At 65.3% G+C, this 20,426-nt stretch carries 19 protein-coding genes and 1 tRNA gene; 10 read left to right on the top strand and 10 right to left on the bottom strand.

The window, feature by feature from the left end; genetic code table 11:
• The first annotated feature begins 22 nt into the window (after nucleotides 1-22).
• Entirely contained in the window at nucleotides 23-805 is a 783-nt protein-coding gene (locus ABZU72_RS05345; protein WP_355017838.1) for an alpha/beta hydrolase, read from the top strand.
• A gap of 7 nt (nucleotides 806-812) precedes the next feature.
• Here ABZU72_RS05345 and ABZU72_RS05340 read toward each other — a convergent pair whose 3' ends face one another.
• Nucleotides 813-1,253 (bottom strand): hypothetical protein, encoded by a 441-nt coding sequence (locus ABZU72_RS05340; RefSeq protein ID WP_355017837.1) that lies wholly within the window; start codon nucleotides 1,251-1,253, stop codon nucleotides 813-815.
• 49 nt (nucleotides 1,254-1,302) lie between these two features.
• On the bottom strand, nucleotides 1,303-1,686 hold the full coding sequence (locus ABZU72_RS05335; RefSeq protein WP_355017836.1) for an alpha/beta fold hydrolase: 384 nt from the start codon (nucleotides 1,684-1,686) through the stop codon (nucleotides 1,303-1,305).
• A gap of 163 nt (nucleotides 1,687-1,849) precedes the next feature.
• Between ABZU72_RS05335 and ABZU72_RS05330 the strand changes: the two genes are divergently transcribed.
• Both ABZU72_RS05330 and ABZU72_RS05325 read left to right on the top strand, forming a co-directional pair.
• On the top strand, nucleotides 1,850-2,782 hold the full coding sequence (locus ABZU72_RS05330) for a DUF1254 domain-containing protein (RefSeq protein WP_355017835.1): 933 nt from the start codon (nucleotides 1,850-1,852) through the stop codon (nucleotides 2,780-2,782).
• Between the two features lie 543 nt (nucleotides 2,783-3,325).
• The gene (locus ABZU72_RS05325; protein WP_355017834.1) at nucleotides 3,326-7,333 is read left to right on the top strand and encodes a hypothetical protein; all 4,008 of its coding nucleotides are present in this window, start codon (nucleotides 3,326-3,328) and stop codon (nucleotides 7,331-7,333) included.
• Between the two features lie 196 nt (nucleotides 7,334-7,529).
• On the opposite strand, the gene ABZU72_RS05320 is transcribed toward ABZU72_RS05325, so the two are convergent.
• The 4 genes from ABZU72_RS05320 to ABZU72_RS05305 form a co-directional block, all read right to left on the bottom strand.
• Complete coding sequence (locus tag ABZU72_RS05320; protein WP_355017833.1) at nucleotides 7,530-7,949, bottom strand: hypothetical protein; 420 nt, start codon at nucleotides 7,947-7,949, stop codon at nucleotides 7,530-7,532.
• A 242-nt stretch (nucleotides 7,950-8,191) separates the two neighbouring features.
• Nucleotides 8,192-9,037, bottom strand: a complete 846-nt coding sequence (locus tag ABZU72_RS05315; protein WP_355017832.1) for a hypothetical protein — start codon at nucleotides 9,035-9,037, stop codon at nucleotides 8,192-8,194.
• Between the two features lie 129 nt (nucleotides 9,038-9,166).
• Nucleotides 9,167-9,245, bottom strand: a tRNA-Gln gene (locus ABZU72_RS05310).
• Nucleotides 9,246-9,459: 214 nt separating this feature from the next.
• Complete coding sequence (locus ABZU72_RS05305; RefSeq protein ID WP_355017831.1) at nucleotides 9,460-10,755, bottom strand: DUF222 domain-containing protein; 1,296 nt, start codon at nucleotides 10,753-10,755, stop codon at nucleotides 9,460-9,462.
• 453 nt (nucleotides 10,756-11,208) lie between these two features.
• Between ABZU72_RS05305 and ABZU72_RS05300 the strand changes: the two genes are divergently transcribed.
• On the top strand, nucleotides 11,209-11,472 hold the full coding sequence (locus tag ABZU72_RS05300; protein ID WP_355017830.1) for a GlsB/YeaQ/YmgE family stress response membrane protein: 264 nt from the start codon (nucleotides 11,209-11,211) through the stop codon (nucleotides 11,470-11,472).
• A 104-nt stretch (nucleotides 11,473-11,576) separates the two neighbouring features.
• Entirely contained in the window at nucleotides 11,577-12,140 is a 564-nt protein-coding gene (locus ABZU72_RS05295; RefSeq protein ID WP_355017829.1) for a DUF1269 domain-containing protein, read from the top strand.
• A 35-nt stretch (nucleotides 12,141-12,175) separates the two neighbouring features.
• Here the strand turns inward: ABZU72_RS05295 and ABZU72_RS05290 are convergent, their stop codons facing one another.
• From ABZU72_RS05290 to ABZU72_RS05280, 3 genes are read right to left on the bottom strand one after another with little or no spacing between them, the layout of a single operon-like run.
• The gene (locus tag ABZU72_RS05290) at nucleotides 12,176-12,982 is read right to left on the bottom strand and encodes an ABC transporter permease (RefSeq protein WP_355017828.1); all 807 of its coding nucleotides are present in this window, start codon (nucleotides 12,980-12,982) and stop codon (nucleotides 12,176-12,178) included.
• On the bottom strand, nucleotides 12,970-13,743 hold the full coding sequence (locus ABZU72_RS05285; RefSeq protein ID WP_355017827.1) for an ATP-binding cassette domain-containing protein: 774 nt from the start codon (nucleotides 13,741-13,743) through the stop codon (nucleotides 12,970-12,972). Before ABZU72_RS05285 ends, ABZU72_RS05290 begins: the two co-directional genes overlap by 13 nt.
• Nucleotides 13,740-14,105 carry a hypothetical protein gene (locus tag ABZU72_RS05280; RefSeq protein WP_355017826.1) on the bottom strand — a complete coding sequence of 122 codons (366 nt, stop codon included), beginning with the start codon at nucleotides 14,103-14,105 and terminating at the stop codon, nucleotides 13,740-13,742. Before ABZU72_RS05280 ends, ABZU72_RS05285 begins: the two co-directional genes overlap by 4 nt.
• 61 nt (nucleotides 14,106-14,166) lie before the next feature.
• Here ABZU72_RS05280 and ABZU72_RS05275 point away from each other — a divergent pair, with 61 nt between their 5' ends.
• Entirely contained in the window at nucleotides 14,167-14,688 is a 522-nt protein-coding gene (locus tag ABZU72_RS05275; RefSeq protein WP_355017825.1) for a helix-turn-helix domain-containing protein, read from the top strand.
• Nucleotides 14,689-14,715: 27 nt separating this feature from the next.
• On the opposite strand, the gene ABZU72_RS05270 is transcribed toward ABZU72_RS05275, so the two are convergent.
• Nucleotides 14,716-15,846 carry an aminopeptidase P family protein gene (locus tag ABZU72_RS05270; RefSeq protein ID WP_355017824.1) on the bottom strand — a complete coding sequence of 377 codons (1,131 nt, stop codon included), beginning with the start codon at nucleotides 15,844-15,846 and terminating at the stop codon, nucleotides 14,716-14,718.
• Between the two features lie 141 nt (nucleotides 15,847-15,987).
• Here ABZU72_RS05270 and ABZU72_RS05265 point away from each other — a divergent pair, with 141 nt between their 5' ends.
• Genes ABZU72_RS05265 through ABZU72_RS05250 form a run of 4 tightly spaced genes read left to right on the top strand, consistent with a single transcriptional unit; the run spans nucleotide 15,988 to nucleotide 20,414 of the window.
• Nucleotides 15,988-17,472 carry an APC family permease gene (locus tag ABZU72_RS05265; protein WP_355017823.1) on the top strand — a complete coding sequence of 495 codons (1,485 nt, stop codon included), beginning with the start codon at nucleotides 15,988-15,990 and terminating at the stop codon, nucleotides 17,470-17,472.
• On the top strand, nucleotides 17,469-17,915 hold the full coding sequence (locus ABZU72_RS05260) for a hypothetical protein (RefSeq protein WP_355017822.1): 447 nt from the start codon (nucleotides 17,469-17,471) through the stop codon (nucleotides 17,913-17,915). Before ABZU72_RS05265 ends, ABZU72_RS05260 begins: the two co-directional genes overlap by 4 nt.
• A 3-nt stretch (nucleotides 17,916-17,918) precedes the next feature.
• The gene (locus ABZU72_RS05255; RefSeq protein ID WP_355017821.1) at nucleotides 17,919-19,265 is read left to right on the top strand and encodes a dipeptidase; all 1,347 of its coding nucleotides are present in this window, start codon (nucleotides 17,919-17,921) and stop codon (nucleotides 19,263-19,265) included.
• Nucleotides 19,266-19,316: 51 nt separating this feature from the next.
• Nucleotides 19,317-20,414: an ATP-dependent DNA ligase gene (locus ABZU72_RS05250; RefSeq protein WP_355017820.1), complete on the top strand. Its 1,098-nt coding sequence runs from the start codon at nucleotides 19,317-19,319 to the stop codon at nucleotides 20,412-20,414.
• The last annotated feature ends 12 nt before the right edge of the window (nucleotides 20,415-20,426 follow it).

The raw sequence follows: 20,426 nt of genomic DNA, 5'->3' as shown, positions 1-20,426 counted from the left end.
TCGAGCGCGCTACGGTCGGTTCATGGATGTCGTCGAGATCGACGGGTTGCGCATCGCCTACCGGCGCGCCGGGAACGGTCCCGCGGTCGTCTTCGTCCACGGCGGCGCCGAGGACGGCCGCGCCTGGACACCACAGCTCGACGCGCTCTCGGACGAGTTCACCGTCATCGCGTGGGACGAACCCGGCGCCGGCGGCTCCGGCGACGTGCCCGCAGGTTTCGCACTGAGCGACTACGCAGACCACCTCGCCGGGCTGATCCGCGCCCTGGACATCTCTCCGTGCACCCTCGTCGGGCTCTCCTGGGGAGTCACCGTCATCCTCGAGCTCTACCGCCGCCACCCTGCGGTGGCGCGAAGCCTGGTGCTCGCCGACGGCTACGCCGGCTGGCGCGGCTCCCTCGGACCCGACGAGGCCGACGCCCGCCTCGCAGGCCTGCTCGACCAGCCGGAGGGCAGCTTCGACCCGACCCTTCCGGGCCTCTTCGCCGGCCCTCCGCCGCCGAAGTTCGTCCCCCTGCTGGAGGCGATGGCAGCCGACGTACGCCGCCACAGCATGCTGACTGCCCTGACCGCGATGGCCCGGGCCGATCTGACCGACGTACTCGGGACGATCCAGGTGCCCACCCAGCTCATCTGGGGCGCCCTCGACGTACGGTCGCCCCTGTCGGTTGCCCACGAGTTCGAGCGTCAGATCCATGGCGCCACCCTCGCGGTCATCCCCCGCTGCGGCCACGTCAGCAACCTCGAGGATCCGCAGGCGTTCAACGACATCCTCCGCAGCTTCCTCCGCCGCCACGCTACGTGAGCCGCACTCACACTCGAGATGCTCCTCGCTGGAGCCATTCGAGAATCAGGCGGGTGGTCTCCTCCTGCAGCTCCTGCTGGATCCAGTGGCCGCAGTTCAGCTCCACGACCTCGACGTGCGGTACGAACTTCTCGAGGTTCGGCGCCCTCATGACCGTGTCGCGTGCGCCGTAGATCATCAGTGCCTGCTGGCGGACGATCGGGTCGACGTCCTCCATCAGGTCCCAGTTGCGGTCCACGTTGCGGTACCAGTTCACGCTCGAAGTGAAGCCCGATGCCTCGAATGCGTCGATGAACACCGCCAGATCCCCGTCGCTCATCACAGGCTCTCCGCGTGGAGCCTCGGCGTGGGCCAGGTTGATGAGGGGCATGCCCGGCTCCGGCTCGGCCGTGGGCTCGTTCTTGCGGTACAGGTTGCGCAGGAACTGGCGGGCGTTCGCGTCGAACACGGCGTCGGCCACCCCGGGCTGGCGGTTGAAGTGGACGAAGTACGAGTCGCTACCGACGATCGCCTCGATGAACGCGAGGGGCGGCGCTCCACACCACGTTCGCGCCCCAGTCGTGGCCCACGAACGCGGCGTCCTCGTATCCGAAGTGATCCAGCAGACCGACGTGGTCGTCGCACAGATGCACGATGTCGTAGTCGGAGACCTCGGCGGGGCGAGACGAGTTGCCGTAGCCGCGTTGATTGGGAGCGATGACGTGGTAGCCGGCTGCGGCGAGCGCACCCATCTGATGGCGCCACGAGAAGGCCAGCTCCGGCCAGCCATGGCAGAGGACGACGGGATTGCCGGCGTTCTCCTGGCCCGCCTCGAAGACTTCGAGCTCGATCCCGTTGACGGCGATCATGCTCGGCTCGGGAAAGTCGATGGGTTCTGACATGCGTTGTCCTTTCAGCGACATGCCGATACGCGCGGTGCGACGATCGGTTGATGTGACCGTAGAAGCCATCGCGGACAGGAACCGTCCTCAATGCTTGATCACGTTCCCGGTTCACCCTTGGCGGGTGAACCGGCAGTCACCAGGGACGAGCAGATTTCGGACCATGAACTCCGAGACAGTGAACGTCGACAACTTTGCCCGCGCCGAGACGCACAGGATGTTCGCTGCCCTGCAGACCCGGGGTGCGACCAACGAGCTGGTGCATGTCCGCGCCCCCGAGTCACTCGATGAGCAGCCCGTCATCAGGCAGAACCGAGACACGCTCTACTCCAGCGCGATCGTGGACATCTCCAGCGGTGCCGCCCTGACGCTTCCCGACAGCCGCGGGCGCTACATGTCGGTGATGGTCGTCAACGAGGACCACTACATCAACCGGATCCTTCACGAGCCCGGCACCCACGAGCTCTCGGTGGCTGACTACGACACGGACTATGTCCTGATCGCCGTGCGGACGCTGGTCGACCCAAACGACCCCGCCGACATCGCCGCGGTCAACGCCCTCCAGGACGAGATACAGCTCAAAGCCACCTCCGACCGAGCATTCGTCGCAGCCGACTTCGACAAGGCCTCGCTCGACTCGACCCGCTCGGCGCTGCTCGAGCTCGCCCGCGGCCTGCCCCGCTACGACCGGGCATTCGGCCGCAAGGAGGATGTCGACCCCGTCCGACACCTGCTCGGCACCGCGGCTGGCTGGGGCGGCCTGCCCGAACAGGAAGCGTTCTACCTCAACGTCGAGCCCGGCCTTCCCATCGGCAACTACGAGCTGCGCATAGGTGAGGTGCCGGTCGACGCGTTCTGGTCGATCTCGGTCTACAACGTGGCCGGGTACTTCGAGCAGGTCGGGGACGCGGAGGTCAGCCTCAACAGCGTCACCGCACAGCGGGACAACGACGGCTCGATCACCGTTCGGTTCGGCACCGCGGCAGGCCCGAACACCCTCGGCGTCATGGACGGCTGGAACTACATCGTCCGCCTCTACCGCCCGCACCCCGCCGTCCTCAACGGCACCTGGACATTCCCCGGCCTGGGCAAGTAGCCGTACCGGGCGACCCACGCCGAGCAACCAGGGATCGGGGACCGTTTCCGGTTCGCCGTGCGCCATCCTCGTGTGCCATCCGGCGGGACGAACCCCGCCCAGATCTGTCAAGAGTGCAGGTCAGGGAGGGGATTCTGCTCCCCGGGTAGGAGTCGAACCTACGTCGCTAGTCCTGATTCAAAGGCACGCTCTCACCTTCGCCTGAGCGTGAACGAGTGCCACTGAATGTGGCCGATATTGCCTGGGTTGGTGTGCCGCCCGTGTGCCGTCCAGGCAGGCAACCTTCAGACCCTGGCCTTCTCATTGCGAAGGTTTGCAGGACCCGTCCCATGCGCTGAGCGCGTCCACATTGCAGTGCATCCGTTGCACGGTGCCGCACTCGCCGGGGGAACCGGGGATTAGCGAGGACTCTTGGCGGCCCTCAGATCGTCATCCATTTTAGGTACGGGGGTCGCACACGACCAGCAGTCTGGGCGCGCTCACCTGCGACGATGGAGCTCGCCCAGAAACATGGCGACATTTCGGATGCGAAAGGAACCAACGGTGCTGCAAGACGATGGCCGAGCTAGCGAAAAGGGAGCGGCTCGCCGAGCCACACTGCAGCCCCGATGGGTCACCGAATGGCGCGCGGCCCGCGCCCACAAGCGGAGGATCCAGACCCTCGATCCGCTCACCGCAGAGTTCATCAGCGCCCAGCACCAGGACTACGTCGACTACTTGAACACGGCGCTACGAAACAGCAAGGTCCGCAACATCGCACTGACCGGGAGGTACGGCTCCGGAAAGTCGAGCGTTCTGGAACAGTTTGCGCGCGAAAACCGTCGTCGAGTGCTACTGCTCTCGCTCTCCTCTTTAGGGCCCGAAGAGGTAATCGGGGAAGATGGAGGAACAAGCGAACCCCCAAGCGGCCCGGCTTCTGAGGGACCTGAACGCCCGAGGGTCAACCAGATTCAGAAGGAACTGGTCAAACAACTGCTCCACGTAGACCCGCCAGCAAGGCTCCCGCAGTCTCGCTATCAGCGCATTGAACGCCTGACCCGATGGCGAGCGTTCGCTGAAGCGGCAGCGACTTTGGTGGCGGTCGTCGCCATTCTTTGGCTGTTCGACGCACTACCCGACATCCCCCGACTGAATGGTGGCGACCCTGCGCGACTATGGGTTACCGCCACCGCGATTGCCGCCCTGGCTGCCATCTCGGCGGTCGCCTCGATCCGAATGGCCGTCCACAATCGACTTGAGGTCTCCCAAGTCTCGGCGGCGGGCGCGTCAGTGAGCCTGACTAAGAAGGACAACAGCTACTTCGATCAGTACCTCGACGAAATCGTCTACTTCTTCCAGTGTCGACCGACAATTGATGTCGTCGTATTCGAGGACCTCGATCGATTCAACCAGGCGGGCATCTTCGAGGCTCTGCGCGAACTCAACACACTATTGAACAGCAGCCGACAGATCACCGTCCGGCAGCCCTGGCTACGGCGTAAGCGCACGTTGCGCTTCGTCTATGCACTCCGCGACAGCATCTTCGAGCAACTTGGACACGACACCAAAGAACTGGGGGACGACGCCGCCCAAGCCGAGTCCGTCCGAGCAAACCGTACGAAGTTCTTCGACCTCGTGATTCCGCTCGTCCCCTTCATCACGCACCGAACGTCGCGAGAACTTCTCTCCAATGCACTGACGGACGACGATGCCGCGCCAGTCCCCGCTGTTAGCGATGAACTCGTAGACATCGTGGCACGCCACGTCCCGGACATGCGACTTCTGAAGAACATCAGGAACGAGTTTGCAGTCTTCGCTAAACGACTCATCACTGACCACAACGGTATGGACACGCTCTCCGCAGACCAATTGTTCGCAATGATCGCCTATAAGAACGTGCACTTGGAGGACTTCGAGTTGATCCTCCTCGGCCGCAGCAAGCTAGACACGCTTTACAGGAAAAGTCGGGACGTCGTGAACGGAAATATCGCCTCACGTCGCGACCGGTCGCGGGCGATAGCGGACGACATAGCGGCCAATCAGGCTTTGGTGGGCCGCGCCCGCACATGGGGTGAAAGGCTCGACTGGTTCGCCCAAAAGATCGCTGCGAGCAACCCTCGAAAACCCAGCCTGGCCTACGCAGTAGATGGATCCGAGTATCCCGTGAACAAAGTAGGCGCAATCGAGTTATGGCAGGCGGTCCTCAATGCAAATATCGGGATCACTATCGTAGTGCAAGACAGAAACTACAATACACGACAGAATGTCATACTGGACATGTCTGAACTCCGCAAGATAGTTGGAGATAACCTGCAACCAAGCGCGGGACTTAACACAGCCAATGAGGCGCTAGAGCAGGAGCAAACCGAGATTCTGGTGGATCTCGAAACGCTGCGAACAGCGGACTTCGAGCAGTTAGCAAAGCGACCCGACTTTACCGTCCCCGCAGAAGAAGACGAGAAAGAGGTGAACGATGCGGAGGAGAAAGTGGACGACGAAGAGGCGGATACTGGGAAGACCTTTACCGCCTTCATCGAGGAAACGATCGAATCCGAACTCGGACAAGTGCTGGTCTCCAATGGATACATTAATCGGTATTACAACATGTACATCGCGCAATACTACGGAGATCGTTTGCCTCCCAACGCGATGAGTTACATCGTGCAGAACGTCGACTCCAACCGCTCCGATTTCAACTACGCCTTTGCGAATCCTGAGGAGATCGCCGCCCTCCTGAAGGAGACGAAGCGCGCCTTTCTCAATGAGAAGAGTGCCTACAACGTCGGCATTCTTGACTACCTCCTCGAACAAGGTGACAAGGGGGCGCATACCATCCTCGAAGCCGCAACCAATCAATTGGGGCCCAACGAGAGAGCGTTCTTGGACGCCTACCTGAGTTCGGGTAATCAGGCACGTAAGGCCGTGAGCTTCCTCGCTACTCGCTGGTCGGGAATCTTCACACAAATCGTCGAGCGGGCAATAGTGTCCAAGGAACAGCGAACCATCCTGGTTGACGCGGCACTCGCAAACTCCAGGACCGACGTTCCCTACGAGATTGACGACACCGTGCGGGACTATATGCAGGCCAACTATCAGCACTTCTCCACCATTGCCGAACTCGCTAAAACGACTGACGCCGATGAAGGCGGTAGCGTCGACGGCACATTCGAGCAGTCTCAAGCGGAGGCGGCGCCGGCAACTAAAGCGATCGAAAACGCGGTTGAAACCCTGAGCCGCACTGGCTTCATCTGCAACGACCTGAGCGCCCTACGCGATACGGCGCGCCGCCCGATTGTCGAGGCCGACTGCTACGCACTGACCGCCGCGAATCTGCGCACGATCCTCGGCGAGGAGGCATCTCTTAGTTTGGATGCGGTGCGCACCTCCGATCGGGAACTGTATCGCGATCTACTCGAACACCCTGAGGAATACATCCAAGTCCTATCCTCTAACGCCGCTGCTGCCTCTGACACACCAGGTGCCGATGCGCCAGGTCTTGTCGAAGCCTGGACCATCCGTAGCCCAACACAATTCGGCGCAGTTCTGGCTGACTTCATCGAACTCGACGAGGCCCGGGCGGCCGAGCTCATCGAGAAGTCGAATCCCGCCTGCATTGTCGACAACCTCCTTGATGCCCCAGGCTCCACATGGCATGCCCTCGCGAAGTTTCGGCGCCTTAGATTGAACCTTCTAAATGTCGACACATACATGTTGCACATCGGGTTAGACGCTCACCTGGGCGCGGCGCTGAATGAGGCCCGTTCGATTGACTTGTCCGGGCCAACAGCAGGTTGGGCGGACGATGCGGCCAGCCCGACTGAAATCGTCAGTGCGGTCAAGGCAGCCAAGGAGCGCATTGCCGTACAGATTCTTGATGGCCGAAAATTCGTTCGTGATCCGTTCGTCCGCGCACGCCTGGTCGAATCGCTCGACATGCGCGAGTGGCTTCCTGTTGAAAAAGTGACGCCCGAAGGCGGGAGGCTCCTTGGATACCTCGTTGGAATGTCCATTTGTAGTGATACTGCGGAGACGTTCTCGCACTTTGCACTGACGGAGTGGGAACCCTTGCGGTTCGCTATAGGGCAGTCGGCTAAGTTCGGTGAGTTCGTCACCCCTACCCTACTCCCTCCCAAATTGGCGGCAGGCCTATTGCAGAGCGATCAGGTCAGCGATGCTCTAAAGGTAAAGATTCTCGGTCGTTTCGACGAGTTCGTCCCTGAAGATGACAGCGCTACCCTCACGGCCGCCGGAGAGGCATCGGTGGCGACCAACACCTTTATCGGGGTTCCTGGAATCGCCAGGATCGCCGGCACAACGAAGGACACCGCTTTGGTAATGCGGATGACCAGCTATTTCGGCGATCTTCTAACGCCAGATGAAATCATCCTCGTCTTGGGCGAGGCGGGTGGACAGTACGGTCGCCTTTCGACGCCAGGAAGCAAGGCGACCTTTCCCCGAACCATTGATCACGATACGGTGTTCCGGCGGCTCAAGGCGGAGGGCCGAATCACATTCCGAAGCTACGACAAGACACTCACCAAGAATGCCCGGATTGATGTCAAAGTTCTCTGACGCGAGCACATCAGCCGCGCGGCCGCGACTCAACGTCCACGACTTCAACGAGCACGAGCCGCGCGAGCTTACAGCCACCGCCGAGACCTAAGAAGCTGCCGCCCTTGAGAAGCTGTGCGACCAAGTGCCCGATGGGTGGGTGCTCCTCGGAATCGATCGCCACGGCGAGCAGGCCGCCGGCTAGGGCGAGCCTCGGTCAGAAACGAACCTTCGTGTCGATCATGCTGGCCACGAACTCGGGAAACACCGGCGCCGTATCGACGCGTAGGCCAGCCGACTCGAGGCGGCGGAGGTCGTCCTTGCCGTTGACGACCGCCCTGCAGCCCCCGATGTCCTGCATCCTCGAAAGGTCAAGCGTTGGCTGCCGCCGCAACTTGTCGAGGATGGTCTGACTCCGCTTGAGCCGCTGCGTGACCTCGGCCTCGACGCCGATGGTCCTACACCGCGAGCGCAGGCCGTTGTTCGCCGAGACCAGCGGTACGGAATGCGCTCGTCGCCAGTCCTCCACGGTGTCCAGTGCGCCAACGAACGCGTCTACGTCCGCAAGGTCGCCGCGAAGACACTTCCGAAGCGTGCTCCCTGCCTTCTTGACCTGACTCTTGCTGGGCACGCTCATGGCCGAAGACTAGGCGATCACGCCGCTGTCTCGCGCATCCTTTCCGGGTTACAGCGCCTCTTGGATCTCCGCCTGGCGCGCACGCTGCACGAGGCGAACTTCAAGCCCATCGGAGGGGCGTCCGTCTTGGGCACTCGCTGGCAACGCACTTGCAGCGCTACCTGCCGACCGGGGGACCAGTATGTGAGGGGAGCCGAAGTACGGGTGCGTGCGCTGTTCGCGGACGCAGTTTGACCTCTCGGTCAGAAGCAGAGCGAGTGGACGAAGCTCACCGCCGATTCAACCCGCTGCCTAACAGCGTTGAGCTGGGTGATGTCGAAGCGCCCGGCCTGCCCGTGCGTGCCCTGGTTGAACGTACGGAACAGCGTCACGACGTTGTCTTGGTCGGCCTCGACCAAATCAGTGATGGATACGTCGGTAACACCACGGCGGTTCACGAGGTACTTCACCTTGGCCTTTCGCGTGACCTCACCGTTGTCCCTCGTGTCGCAGGTTGGATCGGCGGCGAGCACGTCCGGATCTGGCGCCGCGATGTTCAGCATCTCGATCATGAGCTCACGAGCACTGGTGCAGAAGTGGCGAGCAGCGTCCGGGTTGCTCGGACTGAGAGCAAACAGTGCACCGGTCCATCGGGCCACCAGGTCGGGGGAGAACGCCTGGAGCTCGGTCTGAAGGCTGGGACTGCGGAGCTCGTCCTCAGTGGGATCGGCCTCCGGGTCGCCGTCACCGTCGAGAGCGTTGAGCAGGTAGGCACTGTCCGCGGCGCCCTCGCTGACGCGATCGACAATCTCGCGCTCCGCAACGCTCAGCGCGTGGCCGGCAAGGTGCTGCTCGGTCTCCTCGTACGACCGAGCCAGCGTGGTCACCGACGTGCGGTATCCAGTGAAGGTCGATGACTCTCGGGAGTTGACTCGGCGGATCTCCTGGTCCAGGCGCCGCCGCTGGTTCTCCACAGCGGTGTTGTGGCGCCGCACCGCGGCGTTGTACGTCCTGACCTCGCGCTTGTAGTCGTTGACGGCCTTCTTCTGTTGCCGCTGCGCCTTCTGAACGGCGGCGCGGAACTGCGCCGGGGTCACTCGTCGAACCATGACACCTAGTTTGAGGGTTGGCACCGACAGTTCTCCAACAACTTTGGCGATTCCCGTCAGATTTGCTCGCGATCGCTGGACCCGGAAGCCACGAACCGCCCGAGGTCAGATGACCTCGGGCGGTTTCTGCTCCCCAGGTTGGAGTCGAACCAACGTCCCTAATCCAGATTCAAAGTCTGGCGGCCCCTACCGGCAGAGCAACTGGGGAACGGGACCGTTTCCGGCCCGCTGTGTGCCATTCTCCCCGACTGGGTACCGGCACGGAGCGTGATTCTGGCACACGAGAGCGTGATTCAAAGTCAGGCGGGCCCTGCCGGCAGACCAACCGGGGAACGTACGTCGAAACGCACGGGACAACTGTAGACGGCAGCGCCCCTGCCGCGCGCACTGACACCGCATGCCGGTCGAGCCTGGACAGAGGGTCAGGCGGCGAGATCGTGGTCGAGAAGTACGTTGCGCAGAATGAACTCTGCGCGAGACCAGGTTGGCGGATCTGGTGCCCAGGTGTCGGGTGGCGGGCTGGTGTAGGTGTGGCCCGTGGGTGTGGTGGTGATGATGCTGCCGTCGGGTCTTGGCCTGGCCTGCCAGCCGAGGGCTTCCTTGGCCTGATTGCACCTTTCGCACAGGCCCTGCAGATTCTCGGCGCTGGTGGTGCCGTCGTCTGTGTGGCGTTCGACGTGGTCGATGTTGCGGATCGGGGCGTCGCAGCCGTTGGTGCGGCAGATCCCGCCGTCGCGGGTGGTGATGAACTCGGCCAGTCCGTCGGGTGCTTTGCGGGCACGTGATTCCATCGCGACCAGCCGACCGGCAGGGTCGGTGAACAGGCGACGGACGAAGACCTCGGCGTCGTTGAGCGCGTCGCGGGCCCAGGTCGCGGGGACGGGGCCGTAGCCCTCGACCATGGCCGGCTGATCCGCGTCGCCGGTAAGGGAGTCGGCGGTCATCACGATCTTGACCTCGATCCGAGACTTCGCATCGGTGGTGCTGCGGCCGGTGATCCGGTCGACGAGGGTGTCGGCCATGACCTGGCCCCGGGTCCGTTCGTCACCGGCAGCCGCAGCGGTCTTGGCTGCTTGATCGAGCGCTGCGAAGACCGCGACCCCGTCCTTGACCGGCAGCAGCGCGCCGAGCCAGGTCATGGTGTCCGGGGCCGGCCGCAGGCTGACGCGGCGGTCTTTCTCGGCGTTCGCGGCCCGGGCCACGACGGATTCCTGGTCGAGGGTGATGGCGAGTTTCTTGGCGGCGTTCTCGAGTTGGCGTAGCCCCATCGAGATCGCTCGAGCCGGTTCACCGCCCGGGCCTGTGGCGCAGAGTTCGTAGTCGATGACCCGACGATCGTCCACCGAGAGACACGCGGTCTCGCGGGCCAGGATCGTTGCTTGCCATTGGGAGAACAGTCCGGCTCTCATCAGCGCGAAGGTGTGCGGCATCTCGGCGATCAGGATCTTCGCCAGCCCCAACAGCTTGGCGCCCTTCTCGGGCGAGACCCGCCGCGCCAGCGCGATCTGGGAGGCGACCCCTTCGCCGAGCCTACGGGCAGGAACCCCGGCCTCTGATTGGCGTGCCCGGACGGCTTCGTCGAGACGTACCGCCGCTTCTGCCTGGACCGCCTCAGCGGTGCACTTGATCTCTTCGAGACGCGAGATCCAGTCGACCAGCTCACTCTCGGACGCACCCGAAGGCGGCCCAGCGAGGAGGTGGTCGATGGTCTCGTACATAGGAGTTATTATATGCGCAAGAGCATCGCAGCGCGACCTATTTAAGCAGGTCAGACCCAGTTACGCAGTCAGCGAACAAGCAACGGAGCTCCGCGCCACTCTCTCGCCGCCGCCCCGATATAGGCGAAATCTTTCTCGATCGGGTGCCGGGTCAAGGATGGCCGAAGGCCACCGCGAAGCGGCGGGCGAAGGGCGTCCTTGACGCGGCACGCGATCGAGAAACACTCAAAGGCCGGGTCGGCGGCGAACCCTGAAACGAAGAACAGCCGCTAAGCGAGCTTTCCCGAAGAAGCGGACCGTGTTGGTCTCGACACGCCTCCGCCTAGCGGCTCCGGCGGCTCGACCAGCGAGCAAGGCGGCTCGGCCAGCAGTTGTCAGCCAGCAGCGCCTGACCCGTCGAGCAGTGTGGTTCAACGCCGGATAGAGAGCGTTTGGATGCGGTAGGTTGCCAATATGCTCATCATCGCGATCATCCTGTTCGGCATCGTGGCAGGCGGCGTGGCACAACTCGTTCTCGGTCGTTCGATGAAGGAGATCGACTGGACCACCGCGGCGGTGACGGGCCTCCTGGGCTCCTTCGTCGGCGGTCTGGGGCTCAGCCTCGCGACCGGCAACGGGCTCGATCTCCACCCGACCGGGTTGATCGGGTCGATCCTGGGAGCCCTGCTCCTCACGTGGGCGTGGGGGTACTGGCGCCGGTCGCGTCAGAGCCAGTGATCATCGGCTCGCCCTAGCTGCACGCCCACCCCACCCGCTACGGGTGATGCCGCCGAGCCATGACCGTTCGAGAGTGGAACCTCAACCACCAAGGAGCGGATGTCATGGCAGACGAGACCACCAACCCCGACGTCGAGGTGAACGCGGCCTCCGTGTCCGACGGCGCCTACACCCTCATCATCGCGGACTTCAGTGACACGGACATGGCGTGGGAGGCGTACGAGGCCCTCAAGTCGGTCGAGAACGGCCGCAGCGTCGAGATCGAGGGCGTCATCGTGGTCAGGCGCTCGGCCGAGGGCAAGCTGGAGATCCAGAAGGCAACCGACCACAGCACGAAGTCAGGACTCAAGTGGGGAGTCGTCGGCGGCATCGCGCTCGGCGTGATCTTCCCGCCGTCGATCCTCGGCAGCGCCGCTGTGGCCGGCGGTGCCGGAGCCTTCGTCGGAAAGCTGCGGCAGCGCCACCACAACCGCGAGCTCGAGCAGAAGCTCGAGAATGCGATCACACCAGGGCACTCCGGCCTGCTCGCCCTGGTTTCCGACCCCGGCGAGATCAAGATCCGCAAGGCCCTCGAGCGGGCGGAGACCATCGTCGAGTCCACCCTCGAGAAGGTCGAGGCGGACGACATCAAGGCCGCCGCCAAGGAAGTCCAGGGCGGCCACGCCTGAGCCCCTGACGGCGAGCGTCCGTACCTCGACCAGGCTCAGGCGACGTCGCGACGCAGGGATACGGCAGCGGCCAGCACCGAGGAGGCCAGGGCGTAGCCGAGGAGCACCAGCGCGCCTATCAACGGCGCCTGGACGACGGGGCCGATCACGCCCGCCTCGGCGGCGATCATCTCCAACAGCGCGGTCGACCCGGTGAGCGCGGCGGTGGCTCCACCGGGAAGGAAGGGATAGACGATGTTGACTCCAGGGAGAATCATCATCAGGTTCTCCATGAAGTAGAAGTAGCCCAGCGTGATCCCGATCGCGAGGAGCTGGTGCCGCGCGACGGCTCCGATGCCGACGCCCAGCAGCATGTAGATGGCTGCGGCGGCGCCGTACCTCGCCGTGGTGCCGAGAATGGCGTCGAGCCCGAGCCCCGGCTCGATCCCGTGTGCGGAGGTCCCTGCATAGATCCCGGCGACCGCGGAGAGCGTCAGGACCACCCCGTACGCCAGGCCAAGACCCCCGTAGGCGATCAGCTTGGCCACCAGCACCCGACCGCGCTTCGGCACCGCGAGGAAGGTGGTGGCTACGGTCCGATGCCGGTATTCGCCCGTGATCGCCACAGTGCCGATCAGCGCAGGCACGAAGAGGGCGACGCCAAGGAGACTCAAGACTCCGGACACGCCTGCGGCAGTGTCCAACCCAGGCATCGGCGGAGTCGCGTTCTCCGGCCCGGTCAGGGCGACGAGACCTATGAGCAGGCCACCGCACGCCACCGCGGCCACCATCGTCCACAGGGGCAGCCGGGTCCTGGTCAGCCGCACGACCTCACCTCGGATCGCGTTCTTCAGCTGTCGCATGCCATCTCCTCCTCGATCATGCTCAGGTAGGCCTCCTCGAGTGAGGCGTGGTCACCGGTGAAGTCGCTCAAGGAACCGGACCAGAGCGTGCGGCCACCCTCGATGAGCACCAGATCGTCGATGACCTGCTGCAGCTCGGTGAGCACATGACTGGAAACCAGCACCGTCCCGCCGGCATCGGCGAAGGCTCGCACCAGACGTCGCAGCCAGACGATGCCCGAGGGGTCCAGCCCGTTGGTCGGCTCATCGAGGATCAGCCCGGATGGCTGCCCCAACAGGGCCGCCGCCAACGCCAGCCGCTGGCGCATCCCGGTCGAGAAGCCGCGGACTCGTCGACGCGCCACGGAGCGCAGGCCGGTCTCCTCGAGCACTTGCTCGACCCGGTCGCCGGGCACACCGATCAGGGCGGCCTGAGTCTGCAGGTGCCCCCGAGCGGTCATCCCCGGATGGGCGCCGGCCAGGTCGCCGACGACGCCCAGCACTCGGGACGGACAGCTCAACGCGGTGTAGGGCGCCTCATCGATCGTCGCCGTCCCCTGATCCGCACGGGCAAGTCCGGTGAGGATGCGCAAGGTCGTGCTCTTGCCCGCGCCGTTCGGCCCGATGAAGCCGGTCACCCGTCCGGGCCGGGCGACCAGATCGACCCGGGTCAGCGCCGGCACCGGCCCGAAGGACTTGGCCAGACTCTCGGTCTTCAGAGTCGGGCCGGACAGGACCCCACTCCCCTCCGCCGCTATGCCCACGGCCGCAACAGCACTCATGGCCGAGCCAGAGCGTCGAGCTCCGACGCCAGCTCGGCGGCCTCCGGAGCACTGACCAGCAGCTCGTCGAAGCCAGCACCGACCTCCCGGTCGCGCAACCGGATCCGCAGCAGAGGCAGCCCACGCGTCATCGAGACCAGCCTGCGGGTGCCATCTGGGTGTCGAAAGGTGCCCAGCTTGCGTAGACCGGAGATCACCAGGCCGGTACGCCAGCCCAAGACCTCAGAGCTCCAGTCCGGCAGCACCTCCACCGAGTCGACGGCGCTGACGGCGACGGAGTAGCCCCCGCGGCCCGCCATCAGCCGCTCCCAGCCGGGAAAGGTGAGCGTGAGCAGGCCGTCTTGGACGTTGAGAGTGGTCATCTCATCTCCTAGAATATGATCAGATCAGGAACATTCTAAGAATGAGAATAATGGGAGTCACATGCCGTCGCAAGGCAATATCTCCGAGGTCGTAGCGCACCCCGTACGACTGCGGGTTCTGCAGGCAGTGGGTGGTCGCGACCTGACCACCGCCCAGCTCCGGGAACTGCTGACCGATGTCCCCCAGGCAACGCTGTACCGACACGTCGCCACCCTCGTCGAGGCCGGCTTCCTCGCCGTGGCGTCGGAGCGGCGGGTGCGGGGCACGACCGAGCGCACCTACACGCTGGGCGAGCGGATGGCTCACGTCGAGCAGGCCGAGCTGGCGACGCTCTCCGACGATCAGATCCGAGCCGGCTTCCTCGCGTTCATCGGCGAGCTGCTCCGTACGTTCGAGGGCTCACTCGCGCTCGGCGAGGTCACCCGCAGCCACCTCGGGTTCGGCACCGGTGCGCTGTACGTCGACGAGGAGGACCTCGCGCGGATCCAGCAAGGATTCAACGAGCTCATCGCCCCGTACGCCGGCGAGGCGGCCGGGAAGCAACGGGTGATGCTGTCTACCGCGCTCCTGCCCACTGAGTAGTGCTGTACGTCCCAGTGACACCAGGCCTCAGCTGACGACCTTCAGGTCGCGCTCGGTGTTGTTCAGACGTCTGCCGCCCTCGTCGGTGACCGTGACGATGTCCTCGATACGGACCCCGAACTCCCCGGGGAGGTAGATCCCGGGCTCGACGGAGAAGCACATCCCAGGCACCAGCGGCTGCTCCTCGCCCTCGATCATGTACGGCGGTTCGTGCGTCGTGGTGCCGATGCCGTGCCCGGTGCGGTGGATGAACCGCTCGCCGTACCCCGCGTCCGTGATCACCTCTCGAGCGGCGCGGTCGATCTCCTGGCAGGCAACACCTGGGCGGACCGCTTCGACTCCTGCCTGCTGCGCCGCGCGGACGACCTCGTGGACCTCGCGGACCAGAGCGGAAGGTTCGCCCACGCAGACCGTGCGGCTGGTGTCCGAGCCGTAGCCGTACATCAGGCCACCGAAGTCGAGGACGATCGCATCGCCGACCTCGATGGTGCGGTCGCCGGCCTCGTGGTGAGGGTTGGCGCCGTTGGGGCCCGAGCCGACCACCGTGAAGTCGACCTGCTCGTGCCCGAACTCCCGAAGCAGGCGGGCCAGGTCGGCAGCCACGTCCGTCTCCTTCCGACCGGCGAACCGGACTCCGAGGATCTGCTCGTAGACCGCGTCCGCGGCGGCCCCAGCGGCAGCCAGCCGGGCGAGCTCCTTGGCATCCTTCACCGCTCGCAGCATGGGGAGGGCCTGCGTCAGCGACCGGTAGGAGGACTCGGGCAGCGCGTCCTGCAGTCCGAGCAGGTGCATCGCCCAGGCGGAGTCGGCGATTCCCATCGTTGCGTGGGCGGGGATCAAGGTGCTGGCGCGCGCGAACGGATCCTCGCCGTCCACCCAGTCGACGATCGAGAGGCCCGGTGCGCCCATGGCACTCTCGGCGTCCGGCCGCTCCAGAGTCGGCACCAGCAGCGTCGGCTGCCGGCCGGGAGCGAGCGCGAGCACCGTCAACCTCTCGGTGATGGCCGTGGGCTGGTAGCCGGTGAGCCACACCAGGTCAGGGCCGGGCGTCACGAGGAGCCCGTCCAGCCCCGCCTCAGTCGCGTCGGCGACGGCACGGGCCATCCGAGCCGCATAGTCCTCGGTCGTGATCGGCACTGGTGACTGCGTCGTGGTCATCGTGTCCTCCTGGTACGGACGATAACCACAGAGGCCGAGCCACGAATCATCCGTCGAGGATGATCCAGCCGCGCGAGCGTCATTCCTAATCTGAGCCATCAGCTGCCGTCGCTTTTCGCAAGGAGTGATGAGGATGTCCAGATGTCGCAGGATCCCCGCCTCGCTGCGGTGGTCACCATGAGCGCAGGGGACGCAGCAGCGGACCTGGCGACGCGGGCCAAGATTCCGCCCACCGCCTGGATCTCGTGGGTGGCGCTGGCGATGATGACCACGAGCTCGGTCGCCAGCCTGCGGGCGGCGCCGACGATGGCGGTCTACGGCCTGGCCTGCGTGTTCTTGTACCTGCTCCCGGCCGTCGTGTTCCTGCTGCCGACCTCACTGGTCTCCGCAGAGCTCGCATCGGGATGGGAAGGCGGCATCTACAAGTGGGTCTCGGAGGGGATCTCCAAGCCGATGGGCTTCCTGGCGGTGTGGTGCCAGTTCGCCATGACGATCTTCTACTACCCGAGTCTGCTGGGGTTCGTGGCGAGCACCCTCGCGTACGTGTTCAATCCGGAGCTGGCCAGCAGCGGGGTGTGGACCGCGTGCGTGATCATCGTCGTGTACTGGTCCGGTGTCTGGATCTCCTCACGTGGCACCAAGGGAGTCGCGGGTCTCGCCAGTGGTGGCCTGATCATCGGAACCCTGATCCCCGGCGTCGTGCTGGTCCTTCTCGGCATCGTCTTCCTCGGGCAGGGCAACGAGTCGGCGGCTCCGATGAGCTCCGAGAACATCTTCCCGGTGTGGGCCGGGCTCTCGAGCCTCGTGCTCATCGTCAACAACTTCCTCTCCTACTCCGGCATGGAGATGAACGCGGTTCACGTGTCCTCGCTGAAGAACCCGGGCAAGGAGTTCCCGAAGTCGATGTTCCTGGCCATGGGCCTGGTCCTCGCGATCTTCATCCTCCCGGCACTGGCGATCAGTTGGATCGTGCCCGCTGAGGAGCTGTCCCTCACTGCTGGCGTGATGCAGGCCTTCGACGCGGTCTTCGCGAACTTCGGGTGGCAGTGGCTGACGCCGATCGTGGGCATCATGCTGGTCACCGCCTCCCTTGCCGGCATGCTGACCTGGCTGGCCGGACCATCGAAGGGCCTGCTGCTGATCTCGCGCCAAGAGGGTTACCTTCCGCCCTTCCTGCAGCAGCTCAACAAGAACGGTGTCCAGCAGAACATCCTGGTCGTCCAGGGGCTGATCACCACCGTGATCGGCCTGGCCTACGCGTTGATCCCGGACGTGTCCAGCGCGTACTGGATCTTCTCCGTCATCACCACCCAGGTCTACCTGATCATGTACCTGCTGATGTTCGTGGCCGCGATCCAGCTGCGCCGTAAGCGTCCCGACCACCCGCGTGGCTACCGCGCACCCATGCTGATCGGGATGTGCGGCATCGGCTTCGCGGCCTCCCTTGCCGCGCTGCTCGTCGGCTTCATCCCGCCATCGCAGTTCGCGGGCGGAAACTCCGGTGTCTACTTCGCCATCGTCGGCGGCGGCGCACTCGGACTCGGGCTCCTCGTGCCGTTCCTGTTCTACCGGTTCCGCAAGCCCTCGTGGAAGCAGCCTGACCCGCAGGAGGTGACCCCGTCATGAGCACCCCGACGGAGACGCAGAGCACGCGCGAACGCAGCTGGATCTACATCACCGCCTTGGTCGTACTCGGCGTCCTCGTCATCGCCGGGCTGATCGCCTTCAGCTCGGCCCGGGAGACCCGCAACGCCGAGGAGAAGGCCGACGAGCTGATCGCGGCCCTCGAGGACGCGGGCGCTCGCACCCCGGACAGGGACCAGATCGTGCGGGTCCTGGGAGAGGACGGCGGAGCGACCTGCGAGGACCCGAACGACGCACTGAGTCGCGCCATCCTGCTGTCGCAGCTCTCGAACGGGGCGACCGGCCCCGGGGCTCGCCCGGTGGTCGCCGACAGCCGGGTCTTCCAGGGCCAGAAGCTGATCATCGAGATCTACTGCCCCGACGAGCTGGACGACTTCAACGAGTTCGTCGACGACCTCGAGACCGATGACGTGGCGGGTGAGTAGGACATGGATCTGAGGAGCCGCATCACCGAGCTCATGCCCCAGGCGCGGGCGGAGCTTGCCGAGCTGGTCGCCATCAAGTCGGTCGCCGACCCGCGCCAGTTCCCGCCCGAGGAGTGCCACCGTGCCGCGCAGTGGGTGCTCGACCACTTCGCAGCTCTCGGATTCGACGATGCCCGGCTGGCGGAGACCGCGGACGGCAGCAACGCCGTCGTGGGCTCTCGACAGTGCACACGACCGGATGCGCCCACGGTGCTGCTGTACGCCCACTACGACGTGCAACCACCGCTCGACGACGCCGCCTGGCAGACACGGCCGTTCGAGCTGGTCGAGAAGGACGGGCGCTGGTACGGCCGCGGGACGGCGGACTGCAAGGGCAACATCCTCATGCACCTCCTGGCGCTCCGGGCCTTGGGACAGGACGTACCGGTGAACCTCAAGCTGGTCGTCGAGGGGTCCGAGGAGCAGGGCACCGGGGGGCTGGAGGCGTTCGTGGTCGACAACGCGGACCTGCTCCGCGCAGACACGATCCTGGTCTGCGACACCGGAAACGCGGCCGTCGGCCAGCCGGCGGCAACCGTCAGCCTGCGTGGCATGGTCAACGTGGTCGTATCGGTGGAGGCGCTGACCTCGGAGGTGCACTCCGGCATGTTCGGCGGTGCGGCTCCGGACGCCCTCGCCGCCCTGATCGCGATGCTGGCCAGCATGCGGGATGCAGCCGGCAACACCACCGTCGAGGGGCTCGACAACACCCGACGCTGGGAGGGCCAGCCGTACCCGCCCGAGCAGTTCCGCAGCGACGCCGGACTGCTTGACGGAGTCCAGCTGCTCGGTGACGGCTCGGTCTCGGACATGTTGTGGGCCCGGCCGGCGGTCACGGTGCTCGGCATCGACTGCCCACCCGTGGTCGGCTCGGCGGCGGCGATCGTGCCGAAGGCCGCGGCCCGGCTGAACCTCCGCATCCCACCCGGGCTCGCGCCGGACGTGGCACTGAAGGCGCTCGAAGCGCACCTCCGCCTGACCGCGCCCTGGGGTGTCCATGTCACCATCGAGGTGGAAGCCACCGGCTCGCCGTTCCGGGCCACCACCGACGGACCGGCCTACCAGGCAATGGGCGAGGCGATGCTCGAGGCGTACGAGAAGCCGATGGCGAGCCTCGGGCAGGGCGGCTCGATCCCGTTGTGCAACGTGTTCACCGACACCTACCCCGACGCCGAGATCATCCTGATGGGTGTGGAGGAGCCGCAGGCGCTGATCCACGCGCCGAACGAGAGCGTGGATCCGCGCGAGATCTCGTCCATGGCACTGACCGAGGCACTGTTCCTGCAGCGGTACGCCGCCGTGACGACCTGACCGACCTGAATCCTCATCTGAAATTCGCGCGGCGCCCTTAGGCTGAGCGACGTGGACCTTCCTGTGATGCCGCCGATCCTGCCGATGCTCGCGAAGCCCGCGAAGGGCGTGCCGACCGACGGTGGCTATGCGTTCGAGCCGAAGTGGGACGGGTTCCGGTGCATCGTGTTCAAGGACGGGGACGAGGTGGAGCTGGCGTCGCGGAACACCAAGCCGCTGACGCGCTACTTCCCCGAGGTGGCCGAGGCGCTGCGGAAGGCGCTGCCGGAGAAGATCGTGCTCGACGGGGAGATCTTCGTGGCGATCGGGGACCGGCTGGAGTTCGAGGTGCTGCAGCAGCGGATCCACCCGGCGGCGTCGCGGATCACCCTGTTGGCGGAGGAGACGCCCGCTGCGTACGCGGCCTTCGATCTGCTCGCGCTGGGCGAGAGGTCGTTCCTCGACGAACCGCTGACAGAGCGGCGGGCCGCGCTGGAGGACGTCTTCGCCAACGTGGCCTCGGACAACGTCCATCTGTGCACGACGACGACCGACCCCGAGGTCGCCCAGGACTGGTTCACCCGGTTCGAGGGCGCCGGACTGGACGGGGTGATGGCCAAGCCGCTGGACGCCTCCTACGTCCCCGACAAGCGGACCATGCTGAAGATCAAGCACTCGCGTACGGCTGATGTGGTCGTCGCCGGCTACCGCGAGCACAAGACCTCCACACCGGAGAACCCGCTGCTCGGGAGCCTGCTGCTGGGTCTGTACGCCTCCGGGGAGGACGGCCGGCCGGAGCTGCAGCACATCGGGGTCTCGGCGTCCTTCACGGCCGCGCGACGCGCCGAGCTGTGGCAGGAACTGCAGGAGCTCGTCGTCCCGATCGAGGACCACCCGTGGGGCCGCTGGAGCGAGTGGCTCACGGCCAATCCCGACCGGGTCCCCGGCACCCAGAGCCGCTGGTCGCAGGGGAAGGACCTGTCCTTCACCCCGCTGCGCCCGGAGCGGGTGCTCGAGGTCGGCTACGACCACATGGAGGGACGCCGGTTCCGGCACACTGCTCAGTTCAAGCGCTGGCGGCCCGACCGCGACCCGGAGTCGTGCGGCTACGAGCAGCTCGAGGAACCCGTGGCGTACGAGCTGTCCGAAGTGCTCGGAGTGCCCCGCTGAACAGCCCAGTTA

It is taken from the genome of Nocardioides sp. NPDC004968 (genome assembly GCF_040608935.1).
Taxonomy (GTDB): domain Bacteria; phylum Actinomycetota; class Actinomycetes; order Propionibacteriales; family Nocardioidaceae; genus Nocardioides.
This window is presented reverse-complemented; position numbering and strand designations above follow the sequence as displayed.